This window comes from Streptomyces sp. ActVer (assembly GCF_027270795.1).
Lineage (GTDB): Bacteria > Actinomycetota > Actinomycetes > Streptomycetales > Streptomycetaceae > Streptomyces > Streptomyces umbrinus_A.
The window spans coordinates 19,909-34,225 of the sequence record NZ_JAPWHT010000055.1 but is presented as its reverse complement, the minus strand read 5'-3'; the positions used below and the strand labels follow the sequence as shown (position 1 = coordinate 34,225).

At 68.8% G+C, this 14,317-nt stretch carries 13 protein-coding genes and 4 pseudogenes; 7 read left to right on the top strand and 10 right to left on the bottom strand.

Features of this window, described 5'->3' with window-relative positions; translation table 11 throughout:
- Positions 1-536 (top strand): LacI family DNA-binding transcriptional regulator (locus O3Q52_RS12245; RefSeq protein ID WP_269648809.1); only part of this gene is annotated, 536 nt, incomplete at its 5' end.
- A gap of 62 nt (positions 537-598) precedes the next feature.
- Here the strand turns inward: O3Q52_RS12245 and O3Q52_RS12240 are convergent.
- Positions 599-697 (bottom strand): annotated as a pseudogene (locus O3Q52_RS12240) (sugar ABC transporter substrate-binding protein); the annotation flags it as partial.
- Between the two features lie 197 nt (positions 698-894).
- On the opposite strand from O3Q52_RS12240, the gene O3Q52_RS12235 reads away from it, so the two are divergent.
- The 3 genes and pseudogenes from O3Q52_RS12235 to O3Q52_RS12225 all read left to right on the top strand — a co-directional run bounded on the left by O3Q52_RS12235 (position 895) and on the right by O3Q52_RS12225 (position 2,555).
- Entirely contained in the window at positions 895-1,632 is a 738-nt protein-coding gene (locus tag O3Q52_RS12235) for a dienelactone hydrolase family protein (protein ID WP_269648808.1), read from the top strand.
- 18 nt (positions 1,633-1,650) lie between these two features.
- A pseudogene (locus tag O3Q52_RS12230) lies at positions 1,651-1,895 on the top strand (universal stress protein); the annotation flags it as partial.
- A 219-nt stretch (positions 1,896-2,114) separates the two neighbouring features.
- Positions 2,115-2,555 carry an OsmC family protein gene (locus O3Q52_RS12225; protein ID WP_269648807.1) on the top strand — a complete coding sequence of 147 codons (441 nt, stop codon included), beginning with the start codon at positions 2,115-2,117 and terminating at the stop codon, positions 2,553-2,555.
- 711 nt (positions 2,556-3,266) lie between these two features.
- Here the strand turns inward: O3Q52_RS12225 and O3Q52_RS12220 are convergent.
- Both O3Q52_RS12220 and O3Q52_RS12215 read right to left on the bottom strand, forming a co-directional pair.
- Entirely contained in the window at positions 3,267-3,794 is a 528-nt protein-coding gene (locus tag O3Q52_RS12220) for a TerD family protein (protein ID WP_269648806.1), read from the bottom strand.
- Positions 3,795-4,250: 456 nt separating this feature from the next.
- On the bottom strand, positions 4,251-5,501 hold the full coding sequence (locus O3Q52_RS12215; protein WP_269648805.1) for a beta-propeller fold lactonase family protein: 1,251 nt from the start codon (positions 5,499-5,501) through the stop codon (positions 4,251-4,253).
- Between the two features lie 313 nt (positions 5,502-5,814).
- Here O3Q52_RS12215 and O3Q52_RS12210 point away from each other — a divergent pair, with 313 nt between their 5' ends.
- The gene (locus O3Q52_RS12210; protein WP_269648804.1) at positions 5,815-6,465 is read left to right on the top strand and encodes a hypothetical protein; all 651 of its coding nucleotides are present in this window, start codon (positions 5,815-5,817) and stop codon (positions 6,463-6,465) included.
- A gap of 309 nt (positions 6,466-6,774) precedes the next feature.
- Here the strand turns inward: O3Q52_RS12210 and O3Q52_RS12205 are convergent, their stop codons facing one another.
- The gene (locus tag O3Q52_RS12205) at positions 6,775-6,957 is read right to left on the bottom strand and encodes a hypothetical protein (protein ID WP_269648803.1); all 183 of its coding nucleotides are present in this window, start codon (positions 6,955-6,957) and stop codon (positions 6,775-6,777) included.
- Positions 6,958-7,729: 772 nt separating this feature from the next.
- Between O3Q52_RS12205 and O3Q52_RS12200 the strand changes: the two genes are divergently transcribed.
- Positions 7,730-9,250, top strand: coding sequence for a DUF1996 domain-containing protein (locus tag O3Q52_RS12200; protein ID WP_269648802.1), 1,521 nt, complete (start codon positions 7,730-7,732; stop codon positions 9,248-9,250).
- Positions 9,251-9,441: 191 nt separating this feature from the next.
- Here O3Q52_RS12200 and O3Q52_RS12195 read toward each other — a convergent pair.
- The 5 genes and pseudogenes from O3Q52_RS12195 to O3Q52_RS12175 form a co-directional block, all read right to left on the bottom strand.
- A pseudogene (locus O3Q52_RS12195) lies at positions 9,442-9,639 on the bottom strand (hypothetical protein); the annotation flags it as partial.
- A 419-nt stretch (positions 9,640-10,058) separates the two neighbouring features.
- Positions 10,059-10,298 carry a hypothetical protein gene (locus O3Q52_RS12190; RefSeq protein WP_269648801.1) on the bottom strand — a complete coding sequence of 80 codons (240 nt, stop codon included), beginning with the start codon at positions 10,296-10,298 and terminating at the stop codon, positions 10,059-10,061.
- Positions 10,299-10,659: 361 nt separating this feature from the next.
- Positions 10,660-11,973 carry a replication-associated recombination protein A gene (locus O3Q52_RS12185; RefSeq protein ID WP_269648800.1) on the bottom strand — a complete coding sequence of 438 codons (1,314 nt, stop codon included), beginning with the start codon at positions 11,971-11,973 and terminating at the stop codon, positions 10,660-10,662.
- A gap of 100 nt (positions 11,974-12,073) precedes the next feature.
- Positions 12,074-12,442 (bottom strand): MmcQ/YjbR family DNA-binding protein, encoded by a 369-nt coding sequence (locus O3Q52_RS12180; RefSeq protein ID WP_269648799.1) that lies wholly within the window; start codon positions 12,440-12,442, stop codon positions 12,074-12,076.
- Positions 12,439-12,834, bottom strand: coding sequence for an MmcQ/YjbR family DNA-binding protein (locus tag O3Q52_RS12175; RefSeq protein WP_269648798.1), 396 nt, complete (start codon positions 12,832-12,834; stop codon positions 12,439-12,441). Before O3Q52_RS12175 ends, O3Q52_RS12180 begins: the two co-directional genes overlap by 4 nt.
- 234 nt (positions 12,835-13,068) lie before the next feature.
- Here O3Q52_RS12175 and O3Q52_RS12170 point away from each other — a divergent pair, with 234 nt between their 5' ends.
- A complete protein-coding gene (locus O3Q52_RS12170; protein WP_269648797.1) occupies positions 13,069-13,899 on the top strand; it encodes an AraC family transcriptional regulator in 831 nt (276 codons plus the stop codon).
- A gap of 74 nt (positions 13,900-13,973) precedes the next feature.
- Here the strand turns inward: O3Q52_RS12170 and O3Q52_RS12165 are convergent.
- Positions 13,974-14,210, bottom strand: a pseudogene (locus tag O3Q52_RS12165) (alpha/beta hydrolase); the annotation flags it as partial.
- Between the last annotated feature and the right edge of the window lie 107 nt (positions 14,211-14,317).

The window sequence follows — 14,317 nt, the reverse complement described above, 5'->3', positions numbered from 1 at the left end:
AGGGCGTACGGCAGGCCATGGACCACCTCGTCGAGTTGGGGCATCGCCGGATCGTGCACATCGACGGTGGCACCGGCCCCGGCTCGGCCGAGCGGCGCCGCGCCTACCGGGCAGCGATGCGACGCCACGGGCTGGAGTCCGAGGCGCGTGTCATCCCCGGTGACCACACGGAGCAGTCGGGTATCGAGACCGGTCGTCTGCTCCTATCAGAACGGGACCAGGGGCAGCCCCTGCCGACCGCGGTCCTCGCGGGCAACGACCGCAGCGCGATGGGCCTGTTGATGACCCTGACCAGGGCCGGCGTCGAGGTGCCGCGCGATCTGTCCGTCGTCGGCTATGACGACAGCCACCTCTCCCACCTGATGCCGATCGGCCTGACCACCGTCCGTCAGGACGCGGGGCTCATGGCGGAGTACGCGGTGCGCTTCGCGGTGGAGCGGTTGGAGAAGCCGGAACTGGAGCCGCGGGAAGCTGTGTTGGACCCGAAGCTGGTGGTCCGGGGGAGCAGCGGGCCGATCCCGGAACCGTCGGCCTGAGAGACGGCAGTACGGTTCCGGGGCTGGCTGAACCGGTTACCGCGTTCCTTTGCGGCGAACCCGGCGAACCCGGCGACGGCGGCCACGTTGTCCTTGGCGATGAAGGCCGGACCCGTCAGCACCGGCGCGGTGCCGCCACCGCTGAGGTTGCCGTTGGCCTTGGAACCCATCTTCAAACCGGTGAGAGGCCTGACCGGGATACGGGCCAAAGGGGCAACGGCATGGATAGTGGCCGTGGGGACGAGGTTTGTGACGGTTCTTGTGAGCCCTCGCCGTATTTCAGGGGGATGTCCGCGCTGCTCTGCCTGCGGCAGAACAGCGGCCGGACCGGGCTCGACGATCACAAGGGTCCGGTCTCATGACGACGATTACGACGCGTACGGTCGAGTACCCGGCCGACGGTCTGACGATGATCGGGCACCTCGCGCTCCCGGCCGGTGTCGACCGTCGGCCCGCAGTGCTGCTCGGACCAGAGGGCACGGGGCTCAGCGACGTCGAGCGCCGCCGGGCCGATGCTCTCGCCGAGCTGGGATACATGGCGCTGGCCTTCGACCTCCACGGCGGGCGCTATTTGAGCGACCCCGAGGAGATGCTGGCCCGTTGCATGCCACTGCTCGCTGATCCCGACCGGATGCGGAGCATCGGCCATGCGGCGCTCGACGTGTTGCGCACCGAACCGCGGACCGACCCCGACCGGATCGCCGCCGTCGGCTACGGCACCGGGGGCGCCATCGGGCTGGAACTCGGGCGCGACGGCGTCAACCTGCGCGCGATCGGCACAGTCAACGCACTGACCACGGGCCGACCGGGCGAGACGGCGCGCATTCGCTGCCCGGTGTGGGCCGGGGTCGGGTCGGAAGACCCGATCATGCCGCCCGCGCAACGGAACGCGTTCACCGCTGAGATGCAGGCCGCGGGCGTCGACTGGCGCCTCGCGGTCTACGGCGGCGCCTTGCACGCCTTCCACCATCCGCCGGTCGACCACCCCACGGTCCCCGGCGTCGACTACCACCCGCAGCACGCGCAGCGAGCCTGGCGCGACGTCGTCGACCTCCTCGCCGAGTGCCTGCCCGTGACGGAGGATCTGAGGGCATGACCCAGACAAACATGCTGACGCCTGGGTCGCCCCTGCACCCGTATAGAGCGCACCGGCCGCATCGAGCATGAGGTCGTGCTCGCCGCGCAGGGCGCGGAGCTGCTCATCGTCGCCCGTGACGGCGACCGCAGCCGCCTGGGCCCCAAGAGCCTGGCCCGGCCGACCGCTTCGTCGTCGACCACGCCCCCTGCCCCATACTCCTGATCAGGCCCGAACCGGCACCCGACCTCGCCGACCTCCCGCAGCCGCCGCACCACCGGTAGCGTCACATCACCGCCTCCGTTGAGGGGCGCTGTCTTCCTGAATCCGTCAGGCGAACCGGATTTCAGGCAGCGCCCAGCCGATCTTCCCGTCAGGTGGTGTCAAAGGGACGCAACCGGAATCTGCCTGCCACTGCATTCGGCGCCCGGCTGTAGGCGCTCGGTATATGGGCAGGCGCGGCATGAGGACGGTCCGCGGGGCGTGACAGTACTGTCGTCGCCATGACTGACAATTCGCTGCGTTCTGTCACCATCGAGCGGGCCGGCCCGGGCCGGTTCACCGTGACCAATGCCCGCGGGGGCACGCTGAGCTTCGGCACCGGCGGGGGTGCCGACTTCACGCCGGTCGAGTTGTTCCTCGCGGCCATCGGCGGCTGTACCGCGGCCGACGTAGAGGTTGCCACGAGTCGTCACGAGGAACCGACCACGTTCTCCGTCGCCGTGACCGGCAACAAGGTCGAGGACGAGAGCGGCAACCGAATGTCGAACCTCGAAGTCACCTTCTCTGTCGCGTTCCCGGACGGGCCGTCGGGGGAACGCGCCCGCACCATCCTGCCCCGAGCCGTGAAGACTTCGCACGACCGGCTCTGCACGGTCAGTCGCACCGTCGAGGCGGGCACACCGGTCAGCGCGACCGTGTCCGACAGGAATGACGGCGCCTGACGCCTGAAGGCGACGCCGGAGCAAGCTGATCGGCGAGCTCCGGCGCCGCACGCGTGATCAGCCGAAGCCGATCGTCACAGACGTCTCACCTGGGCCGGGCGGACACATTCAGGACGTCGATTCCAAGGAATGCAGCCGACCCTGGGTGAGCGCGAAGCGCGGCAGTGCGAGGCCGTGACGCTCGGCGAAGGCGTCGACAACGCGGGCTGCGGCGGCTGTCCGGGCGAGCCCACCCGGGTGGGGAAACCAAGGGAGGAGGTGCCGTTTGGCGGGGAGGGCGCCGGTGGATTCCTCCTGCTCTCCAGAACCGCAGGCGTCGGACGCTTGCGCGGCCTGGCCAAGCCGATGCGGTCTCCTCGGCAGAAGACTGCCGGGCTCCGGCACCGACGGCGCAAAGACAGCCGATCTACTCTCGCCCCGGTAAAGGAGGTCGGGGCCTGGTGGTCCTCTTCTGGTGCTGCATCGGCCTGCCACCATGGACCTGCTGCCCTTCGGTATCGCCCCCTGAGAGGCCGGGCGCCGCAGCGAACACGCGAGCGCTGGTCCCGGAGTACGGTTCTCAGGCCTGCGCAGCCGGTATCCATGACAGATCGGCCATGGAGCGGCGCAGGAAGACGGAGTCTCGCTGCGTAGACGATCCTCGGCTTTGGTACCGCGGCGGGGCGGGGCCACCGCGATCGATCGCGCCTCGGGCTTTGCCGCCCGGTCGGGTTACGGGGTGCTGCCCATCTCCGCGGTGAAGACCTCGGGGTCGCTGTCGAACCCCCGGACCATCTTGTGAAACTCCCATGATGTGGAGGCGTCCCGGGTGAACTCCGCGACCGTTGTGGCGGTGCATCCGGAGACCTGCGCGAAGTTGTCCTCGAGGAGTTCCCTGTAGCCCTCGGCCACGAGCACTCCGGCGTTCGACAGGTCACCGAAGGTTTTGGGGCCGCTGTTCTGGTGGATTGCCACACCCACGACCACCCGTGCGAAGGAGGGGGCGAGGCGATCGAGCTCCAGGGTCATCACTTCGACGTAGCCGAAGCCCTGGCCGGTCTGGCTGTGCCGGCTCATGTTGATGGTGCCGTCCGGTGAGCGGCTGTCGAAGTGGACGATGTACACCGGTCTCCCGTACGGGGCGTCCGCCGAGTAGGTCGTGGCGATGATGTCGAGATGGTGGGGTGGCCGGTTCCAGGGACTTGGGTCCCACTTGAGTCGTACCTCGGCCTTCCGCACGCCCTGGTTGCCGCTGCTCACCGGATTGCTGCCTCTCGCGTATCGAGTCGTGATAGTCCCCGCATGGTCAAGTATGGCTCTCGGGCATCCTGTTGAAGCCTCGGGCGGCAGCTCGCGTATGGGCTCGAGGTGTGCACACGCTTTGGCCGGCGCAGGGGGTTGAGGCGTATGGCGACCTGCGGGGCGGTGCACGACTTGGATCGTCTGCAGTGCCTTGCCTCGTCGGCGGCCCCTGACCGGGGCTGCAACTGGCGCAGCGTTCGCTCAGCACCGCTGGGCGTGAGCATCTGGCTTCTTGGCCGCGCATGCAAGGTTGCAGGTTCGTTCAACGTCACCCGGTCCATGAGAAGCCCCAGTTCAGGGCCTGGGGCTTCCGTTGTGGAAGGCGGCTCTCCGATTTGGAGGAACCCTCCGGGCGGCCGCGGAAGTCTGTGCGTCTGGATGGGGCTCTTTGTGACGGCCGTGTCCGTGTCCGTGTCAGACGGCGGCGATGCCCTCCATGCCGGACTCGTCGAAGGCGGGAAGGCCCTCGGCCGTCGTGACTTTGGTGAGGGAGCCGTTGGCCTCGACGCGGAAGCCGTCGACGGTGCCGGAGACGGCGTTCTGGACGTAGACGAATTTCTCGTCCTCGGTCACGGCGAGGTCGATCACGCCCTGCGAGTTGGCGGAGGGCGGGGTGGCGATACCCACCTCGTTGGTCAGGGCCAGCTTGCCCCGCTTGTCCATGCGGTATCCGGTGACGGTGGAGTTTCCGGTGTTGCCGCCGTAGAAGAAGTCGCCCGCGCGCTCCAGCCAGCACAGGACCTCCTGGCCGCTGGACAGGGGCTGTTGAAGGACCTTCAGCTTGCCTTCGCGCTTCACCTTGTACGTGGTGACGGTGGATTTCTCGGCCTCGGCGACCAGCATCCGCTTCCCGGTCCTGTCGAAGCTGATCGCGAACGGCACGCCGCCTGCCGACTCGTTGACAACGGGTTCGGCGACGGCCGGCAGGCCGTTCGGCTTCATCGGGAAGACCTCGACGGTGTTGTTGCCCTTGGTGGTGACGATCAGATTGCGACCGTCCGGGGCGAATTCGACCTCGCCCGGCGAGGTGTCGAAGCGCGGTGTGTCCTCATTGGCCAGGCCCAGGGACCGGTGGGACCCCTTCAGGGGCTTGAGCCCCTTGCTGGTGATCCTGAAGCCCTGGACGCTGCCCTCGCCGCCGGCGTTCATGACGTACGCGACCGTGCCGTGCACCGCGATGCTGGCCGGGAACTTGCCGCCGGAGTCCACGACGCGCCGGTCCTTGAGCTGTTGCCCTTCGACGCGGAAGGAGGTCACCGTGCCGCTGCCCGCGTTGACGGCCAGCAGCATGCCCGAAGCGTCGTCGTAGACGAGCGAGCCCTGGGAGGCGAGCGAGTCGGTGGGCGCGTCGACCTGGTCACCGCCCTGGCCGCCGGTCGCGAAGGTCCCCGAGGGACTCAATTTGCCGTTGTCGTCCCGCGCGAACACATGGATGGTGTTGCCGTCCAGCTCGTTGCCCTGGACGAAGACCGCATGGTCGGCCCCGGCCGTGCTCCCGGAGTACTGGCTCGCCGAGGCCAGTGACACAGCCACCGTCGCGGCCCCGGCGATGGCCAGGGCCCCGCCGCCGACCACGATGCGCCGTGTCCTGGACTTCACCCGGTGACCGCCATGTATGTCGGCGGACCGGCTCGTGCGACGGTGGGTCTTGCGGCTGTTGTGCATGTCTATGTCCCGTTCCTCTGTGTCGGCGCAGTGCGGTCCACGGCTGTGGACGGCACCAGAGTGGCCAGTGGGAGCGGTGTGCCGATGCGGAACGGTGGCCGCGTCAGACTCTCGTAAGACGGTCCTGGCGGCAGGACGACAGGGCTTCCTGGCGGCGGGCAGGCGACGAAACCTCCTCGCCGGGCGCGGGTTCTCGTGCCCGGCAAGCCCTGTGTTGGCGAATGACCGAGTCACTCGGTCTGAGGACGGCAAGCGTCTTACAGAACTCTTACGCGGCCGTTTCGGATGCCCTCACGCACCTACGCTCGCAGGCATGTCGACCATCCGACGCATGGCTCTCGTCACTGCCGCCCCCCTTGTGCTGGCTGCGGCGGGCATCGCGCATCCGCACGGGCTGTCCCGATCGACGGCCGCGGACTGGACACAGCTGCACATCGCACTGTTGCCGGTCTTTCCGCTGCTCACGGTCGGTCTCCTGGTTCCTTTGTGGCATCGGCCCCGCCTTGGCCTCGCGGGCTTTGCCACCGTGGTGGCCTGGGCGGGTGCCTTCGTCTACGCGGCCTTCTACACCGGCCTCGACGCGGTCGCCGGCATCGCGGCCGGAACCGCGGTCGAGCACGCCGGCGCGACAGCGAGCCTCGGACCGGTCAAGCGCCCGCTCTACGACACGGGTGAGGCGCTGGGGCAGGCCGGCGCCTACGCCCTCATCGGCGCCATCGCGGCCACCGCCGTTGCGCTGCTTGCGAAACACGGCGTCCGAGTACTTCCCGGCACGGCGGTGCTCCTGGCGGCGGGCTGGTCCTTCGTCGACAGCCACATCTTCTGGCCACGCGGCGTATGGACGATGCTCGGCTTCGCCCTGGGCTTCGCGCTGCTCGCCTGGGGGACCGCGGTTGAGCGCCCCACCGGCGAGACCGGCGTGCTGCCCCGCCGCCCAGCGGGCGATCACGGGACCGGAGAGTGACCGTGCCGCAGCCCATGCCGAACAGGTGCAGGACGTCTACCGATCCGGCATCGTGGAGGGCAACGCGACCGCCGGGACCGAGCCCCGGCTGTGGCCGCCTACGACATGACCCTGCTGCACAGCCGTCGCCTCGGCGCCAAGGAACGGGCGCAGAGTCCTCGGCTGGATCGCCGCTCCACGCGTCTTCGACCGCTGCAGGAAGTCGATGCGACCAGAAGGGACATGAGGCAGGTCGCTACGGTGTGGCAGTCGCCGACACTGGGCCCCGGATGACCGGCGTTGGCTGCCGGTAACTCCCGACGGTCTGTGTCAGCTGTCGTCCTGGACGGCGAGGGCGTGGTCCGTTTCGGTGGCGGAACGGACTGGATGGTCGGCTGGGGCAACGGTCGCCGTGGCTCGGACGGCTGCGGTCGCCAGGTATCCGCCGCCGATGACACTCAGTGGACTCGGTGCCGCGGGCTTGTGGTTGTCGCGCTCGTTGGGCCTGCTCATGCTCGACTCCTCGCGGTTCTGCCACCGCCACTCCGGTCCGGTGGCGAGGGGCCAGGCTTGCCGGTTCAGGAGCCTGAGGGGAGTTGGTTGGTCATCGTGTCAACCTCTCGTAAGAACTGGTCCGTACGCCTCCCGCTTCAACTACGTTGACCCGAATCTGCATGGTTCACCATGCATAGGGGCCCGCGTATACGAGCCCGGTCAAGAAGAACGCGACGTCCTGGCGCCCTGGGCCTGCGCAGCGCCGCGATACCGGCCCGACAGCCTCCTGGGACTGGCAGTCATCACGTCAGCGGCAACGGAGGCCGACCCCAGGTACGCACCTGCCCGGCGCCCTGACGTGTCACCGCTGTGATCCTCCGGTGGAGCGGCGTAGCACCACCGCACGCCTGCGAACCGCAGTCGGGGTGAGGGTTGATTCCAGCGTCGCGGGCGTCATCAGCCAACCCAGCCCTCCCGAAGTCGCGGCTCAGCGCGGCGAGTTCTTACGAGAACCTGACGCGACGACCCAATGCCTCCGTCACGGCAGCCCCATGGGCAACTCTGGTTCCTGAACGAGACCTCGACAGAAGCGTCGAGAGCCAGAGAAACCCGCGAGTGAACAGACCAAGCAGGCCCGAGGGGCGAGGGGTGAATGCTTCGCACGACGGCCCAACCGCCCCTTCGTCGGCAACGCGCCCAACAACGGGACCACCTGGCAGGACATCGCTTTCTTCTGGTCCGACCCGCCTCGTGAAGTGGCGTTTCACCCAGAAGAGTTCGGAGGAAAAACATGCGGCGCAACACACGCAAACGATCGAAGACCACGGGCGGCAAGGCGATAGCCGCCGCTGCGGCTCTCACGCTCGGAGCAGGCGGGCTGGTGGCCGTGAACGTGTACGCCTCCGCCCACGAGACATCGGGCGACAACACCGTCAAACAGTCGCCTCAAGGGGGCACCGGCCAAGCTGCGGCCTCGGAGGCCTCGACCATCGACTGCCCCGACGTCGGTAGCCGACTGCAGCAGGTGCCGGACCAGGCCCGGGCCGAGGTCGACAGGGAACTTGCCGCACTGGACAGCCAGGTATCGGAGGCTTACCAGAGGCTGCAGAGTTCAACCCGGGCCATACAGCAGGACAACGGCTTCGCAAACAACGCGATCATTGTCCCCCTCAAGGACAAGCGGGCTGCGACGATCGACCGGATCTCCATTGCCATCGGCAGGGTGGGGAACAAGCCGCAGGGACTCAAGGCACTGGCCGCCTGTACGCTGCGCGCTTCCGGCAACCAGAGGGACACCGGCGGCAACCAGAACGGCCAGGAGCAGGGCCAGGAGAACGGCCAGGGACAAGAGCAGGGCAACGGGCAAGGCCGGCCCGCCAATGGCGGACAGGCAGGCAACGGGCCTGTCGCCGCCGACTTCGTCGACATCACTTCGGTGAAGCCCAACGTGACACCACCCCGAGGGTCGCAGCAGGCCTCCCGGGGGACCTTCGCCACCCAGTGCGGTGTGAACGAGAACAAGCTGTACAACACCGACAACGTCATCGTGGCGCCCGGTGTGGACAACGGCGCTCATCACACGCATGACTACGTCGGCAACCAGGCGAACGACGCGTTCGCCGACAACGACGACTTCGCGGGCGGCGACACGACCTGTCAGAACCAGGGGGACAAGTCGTCCTACTACTGGCCGGTCCTCCGGTTGCAGGACGGCACCGAGGAATTCGACGCCGAGCAGCAGGGCGGCGGCGCCGAGGGCAACGCCGGCAAGATCCTCACCGCATCGCAGGTGACCCTGGACTATGTGGGCAACGCGAGCAGCCAGGTCGTGGCCATGCCCAAGTTCCTGCGGATCATCACCGGTGACGCCAAGGCATTCACCAACGGCACGAAGAACGCCAACGCGGCGTGGAGCTGCACCGGCTTCGAGAACCGCCAGCTGACGGACAAGTACCCGATCTGTCCCGAGGGCAGCAGCCTGGTGAGGACGTCGAAGTTCCAGAGCTGCTGGGACGGCCAGAACGTCGACAGCGCCAACCACCGCGACCACGTCGCGTTCGCCGACCCGAAGACAGGCGCCTGCCCGAGTGGCTTCAAGGCCGTTCCCCAGCTTGTACAGCGGCTGGTCTACGACGTGGACGCACCCAGCCTCAACGACAGCGGCCAGTCCAGCCCGTTCTACGCGGTGGACGGCTTCCCGGAGCAGATGCACAAGCCCATCACGGACCACGGTGACTTCGTCAACGTCTTCGACGAGCAGCTGATGAACAAGATGGTCCAGTGCATCAACACCGGCCGCCAGTGCCAGTGACGACCTGCCTTGAGCACCACGGTGCACGCCGCGGCCGATGGCGGGATCCGGCTGCCCGGTGATGCTGTCCGCACCCTGGACGAAGGTCCGTAACGCCCACCGGCACTCACTATCCGGCCTACGGGGAGCAGGAGTTGCACCATTCCTTCCCGATGCGGCTTCGCGCCATGGGTGTGTGAACACCGCGTGCGTCAGGTCTGGACGGGCGCTTCGCCGCCCGGTCGCGTGGTGGACTGGGGTGTACCGGTGGGCGGTCTGCCGGGTGGGCTGGTCTCGCTCAGGATCACACGCGGGGCCGTCTGCTCCCCGGCCGTACCCTGCTCCTCCTTCATTGCTCTGGCCTCCGCTCTGAGGATGCGTGCCGACTTGCCCGCTGAGCGGGCAAGTTGCTCGAAGAGGGCATGATCCGGTTCCTGGCCGCCTGCCACTGGAGCTGGCGTATCGATGTGGTCGCCGACGCCGCATACCACGGCCGTGCACTGCGTGACCTGCCTGCATCGGTCACCTTCACAACGGGGGTGCTGCCCAACGCGGCGCTCTACGCGCTCGCTCCGCTGCCAACCGGACGGCGCGGGTGGCCCCGCCTGAAGGGCGGGCAGCTCGGCGCGTCGGCCGAACCGGCATCCACGCGGGTGTTCAACCTGCAGGCGGTGGTGCGCTACGGCCGCACCGAGGCGGTGTTCGCCGCCGAGACCACCTGCCTGTGGTGTGTCTCTTCAGCTCTTGCACACCCGCATGGTGAAGGCGGTGCTGCTGCGGGAGGATGCCGCCGACTCCGGCTACGACCTGGCACTGATCTCCACAGACCTCACCGCGTCTGCCGGACAGTTTGGTGGCCCGCTTTGTTACGCCGTGGTCGATCGAGGTGATCGTCGGCGAAACCCGCGGCCTGATCGGTGTCGGCCAGGCCCACCACCGGACCCAGCGGGAGGTCCAGCGCGGGGTGCCATTCGGCCTGCCGTTCCCTCGGCTCCACAGCAGATTTCAGCAGCACCTCGGGCGCGACGACGGCCGCGCCAGTCGGCTGAGCAGAGAATGGTTCCGGCATCGGGCTGCTCTGCGCAGCCTGGCCGGACGTCTGGGCGGCCACTGTCGCGGACGCCTGCGGAACGCCGGACTCCGTCTTGGCGCGGGCAGGACTCGAAGACCATGTTGCTGCCGTCCGCGTCCACCTGGGGCAAGGAGTGCCCTGGGGTCCGGTTCCCGCCCGGAGAACCCGTCGGCCAGCTGCCGCCGGTCTGGCAGGGGTCTCTTCCGACAGGGTCGGAAAAACACCACCCAGCGCCTCCTCGGCGGGCGCGAGCTCCGGGTCCAACGGGGGCCGGGTGGTCAAGGCACCGAAAAGTCTGCTGCTGTCCGGCCTGCCATCTGTTTTCTCCTTCGGAAAGGACGTCGCGGGCGTCGGCCGGTCAGTCGCGTTGCCGGCGGGCACGCAGAGTGGCCCAGTGGCGCAGGCGCTCGGTGATCTGGGCTTCGTAGCCGTTGCGGGTGGGCTGGTAGTACGTCTCGCGGTCCATGTCGTCGGGGAAGTAGCCGTCACCGGAGAAGCCGTCGGCTGTGTCCGGGTCGTACTGGTAGTCCTTGCCGTAGCCGAGGTCTTTCATCAGCCGGGTCGGGGCGTTGAGGATGTGGGCGGGCGGCATGAGTGAGCCGGTGTGCCGGGCTGATCGGTGTGCTGCGTTGAAGCCGCGGTAGACGGCGATGGACTTGGGGGCGGTGGCGAGGTAGACGACGGCCTGGGCGATCGCGAACTCGCCCTCGGGGGAGCCGAGTCGCTCGTACACGTCCCAGGCGGCGAGTGCCTGCTGGATAGCGTCGGGGTCGGCGAGGCCGATGTCCTCGTTCGCGAAGCGGACCAGGCGGCGGGCCACGAACAGCGGGTCCTCGCCACCGTCGAGCATGCGGGCGAGCCAGTACAGGGCTGCGTCCGGGTCGGAGCCGCGCATCGACTTGTGCAGCGCGGAGATCAAGTTGTAGTGGCCCTCCTGCGCCTTGTCGTACAGCGGGGCCCGCTGCTGGATGTGATGGGCGAGCCCGGCGGTGTCCAGGGTGGTTTCGGTGTCCGGGAGGGCTTGGAGCTGTTCGGCCATGTTGAGGAGGTAGCGGCCGTCGCCGTCCGCCATGGCGATCAGGGCGCGGCGGGCGTCGTCGTCCAGGGGCAGATGGTGGCCGGTGAGCTGCTCGGCGCGGTCGAGGAGCGTGGACAGTGCGGCTTCGTCGAGGCGTTTGAGGACGAGGACCTGAGTGCGGGAGAGGAGGGCGCCGTTGAGTTCGAAGCTCGGGTTCTCCGTGGTGGCGCCGATCAGGGTGACGGTGCCGTCCTCGACGTAGGGCAGGAAGCTGTCCTGCTGGGCACGGTTGAAGCGGTGGATCTCGTCGACGAACAGCAGGGTGCCCTGGCCGATGCCGCGTCGGCTTCGTGCGGTGGCGAAGACCTTGCGCAGGTCGGCCACGCCGGAGAAGGTGGCCGACACCGGCTCGAAGGCCAGGTTGCCGGCGTCCGCGAGGAGCCGGGCGATGGTGGTCTTCCCGACGCCGGGCGGGCCCCACAGGATGGCGGAGCCGAGGCGCTGCTGGGCGACCATGCGGCCCAGCGGGGCGTCCCGGGCAAGGAGGTGCTCCTGCCCGACGACATCTTCCAGCCGGGTGGGGCGCAGGCGGTCGGCGAGGGGCCGGGCAGGCTCCTCGCCGAAGAGCGGCAGGGTCGCTTCGGTCGGTTCCATCGGTCTCTCGGGCCGCAGGCGGACGTGTGCGGACGTGGCCAGCCGTGCACGGGGCACTGACAGGCGTCGGCTCAGCCGATCGTGGGGAAGCTCGCGGCGTTCATCGGGCACCAGGGCGGTCTCGCCGCGGCAGCCGCTCGACGGCCAGGTCGTAGGAATCCTCGACCGCGTCGGTGACCAGCCGCTCGGTGATGCCGGGACCAGGACCGAGGGAGATCCAGTGGCGTTTGTCGAGGTAGCGGCCCGGTGTGATCGAGGCGTAGGCGCGTACGTGAGCGCGGGCGTGTTCGGGTTCGCACTTGACCGTGACGATCTGGTCGTCCGGGTCGTCGGTGACGATCAGGAACACCTTGCCCGCGACCTTGTACACGTCGAGTCCCGGGGTGAAGGGGTAGCCGTGGCTGACGTCGGGGAGGGCCAGGGCCGCCTGGCGGGCGGTGTCCTGGAGCCGGTCACCGGCCGCGTTCACCGGGCCGCCCGGGTGCCGGTGCCGTAGGTGTGCGGGTCGACGGGCCGCTCGGCCCTGGGCAGATGGGCGACGACGAGCCGGTAGGAGTCGGTGACGAGTTCCTCGATCTGCTTCTTGTCGACGCCTTCTCCGCTCTCCAGGGTGATCCAGTGCTTCTTGTTCATGTGGTAGCCGGGGGTGATGTGGCTGTACTGCTGCCGCAGGGCGTGGGCCTCGCCGGGGTCCGCCTTGAGGATCACGACGGGACGCCCGGGGACCTCGGTCATCAGCATGAACACCTTGCCGCGTACCTTGTAGACCTCCCAGTCGGGGCCGAAGGGGTGCTCGAGCTGGGCTCCGGGGAGTTCCTCCGCGCAGTCGGTGGCGGTCTTGTGCAGGGCCAATTCGTTCATGGGTAGTGGGCCTTCTCAGGTGGTGACGGACTGTGGCAGCGAAGGAGGCGGAGGGTGCGCCGTGCGGGCGCAGTGGCACGTCCCATCCTTGCGTCGAAGCCGACCGGAAGGGCGGTAGACTGCGGGCACACGATGGTCGACAAGCGACACTCCGGGCCGAGCAGGCAGGCCGGACCAGCTGCGGTTCCGCTGTACGGTTTCCAGCCCCCGGTCGGTACTCCGTACGGCCTTGAGGTGAGTACCGTCGAGGATTTCTTCGCCCAGCACGACGACTGGCCGTGGAACCCGCCCCGTCCGGGCCGTGCCACCTTCCACTACCTGATCCTGGTCACCGAGGGTGAGCTGCGGCACGACGTCGACTACGTCACGCGGACCGTCGCCCCCGGCCAGTGGCTGTGGGTGCGTCCCGGGCACGCGCAGTGCTGGCATCCGCCCGGCGCGGCCCGCGGCCCGTTCATCCTGTTCGAACCGGGCGTGCTGCGGCCCGACCTCGCCCGTCTCCTTGCCCCGCTCACCGCGCACGAGGCCCCCGCCGTACTCAGCCCGCACCCCGACGACACCGCCTGGCTCCAGCAGACGGCACTCCAGCTCCTGGACGAACACCGCGCACTGGGGCGCCGCCCCCTCGACGTCCACCACGCACTGCGGCGCAGCCTGCTCGAATCGCTGCTGCTGCGCCTGGCCAACTCCCCGGACATCGCCCCCATCGGCACGGCCGCGGCCGGCACGGGCCGTGCCGACAGGTACCGACGCTTCCTGGACGCCTTGGAGCTGCACTTTCGCGAGCTGCACCAAGCCGCGGACTACGCCGGGCTGCTCGGCTGTTCGGTCCGCACTCTCAGCCGTGCCGCCCGGGACGCCACCGGCAAGGGGGTACGTGAACTCATCGACGAGCGGCGCCTCCTGGAAGCCCGGCGCCTGCTGGGAGCTGCCCGGTGGGATGCCCGGACGGTGGCCGTCCACCTCGGCTTCACCGACCCCGCGAACTTCGGCCGCTTCTTCCGCGACCGCACCGGCCTCACCCCGGCCGCCTACGCGGCCCGCGAAGCGAGGTCCGACACTTGACGGAAACGCGGCGGACGCCCCTTGGCCGTCAAGACGCAATGGCTGACTTCGCAGTCTGCGCGTTGTCGCATCGCTCACCTGTCGAGAGCCCGCCGGATGAACTCCTCGCGGGTCGCGTTTGAGGCACGCGGCACAGCCGCATGATCTGCCGTCATGCCGGACCCGTGGAAGCCTCCGCCCCACATGTGGAAATCGACGCTCACGCCCGCCTCGGACAAGCGGCCGGCGTAGATCAGGATCTCGTCGCGGAACCCCTCCGCCGAGCCGGTGTCGATGTACGTGCGCGGCAGTCGGCTGAGGTCCTCGGCGCGGGCCGGCGCGGCCTACTGCGACACCTCCGGGCCGCCGGGCCGGGTGACGACGACCGCCCGCATCGTCGCCGGTGCGGCGTCGCCGACTGCTGTCGGTTGGCTCATAC

Coding starts and splice junctions, on each gene's coding strand:
- O3Q52_RS12235 (WP_269648808.1), top strand. CDS start 895: ATGACGACGATTACGACGCGTACGGTCGAGTACCCGGCCGACGGTCTG.
- O3Q52_RS12225 (WP_269648807.1), top strand. CDS start 2,115: ATGACTGACAATTCGCTGCGTTCTGTCACCATCGAGCGGGCCGGCCCG.
- O3Q52_RS12215 (WP_269648805.1), bottom strand. CDS start 5,501: ATGCACAACAGCCGCAAGACCCACCGTCGCACGAGCCGGTCCGCCGAC.
- O3Q52_RS12210 (WP_269648804.1), top strand. CDS start 5,815: ATGTCGACCATCCGACGCATGGCTCTCGTCACTGCCGCCCCCCTTGTG.
- O3Q52_RS12205 (WP_269648803.1), bottom strand. CDS start 6,957: ATGAGCAGGCCCAACGAGCGCGACAACCACAAGCCCGCGGCACCGAGT.
- O3Q52_RS12200 (WP_269648802.1), top strand. CDS start 7,730: ATGCGGCGCAACACACGCAAACGATCGAAGACCACGGGCGGCAAGGCG.
- O3Q52_RS12190 (WP_269648801.1), bottom strand. CDS start 10,298: ATGCCGGAACCATTCTCTGCTCAGCCGACTGGCGCGGCCGTCGTCGCG.
- O3Q52_RS12185 (WP_269648800.1), bottom strand. CDS start 11,973: ATGGAACCGACCGAAGCGACCCTGCCGCTCTTCGGCGAGGAGCCTGCC.
- O3Q52_RS12175 (WP_269648798.1), bottom strand. CDS start 12,834: ATGAACGAATTGGCCCTGCACAAGACCGCCACCGACTGCGCGGAGGAA.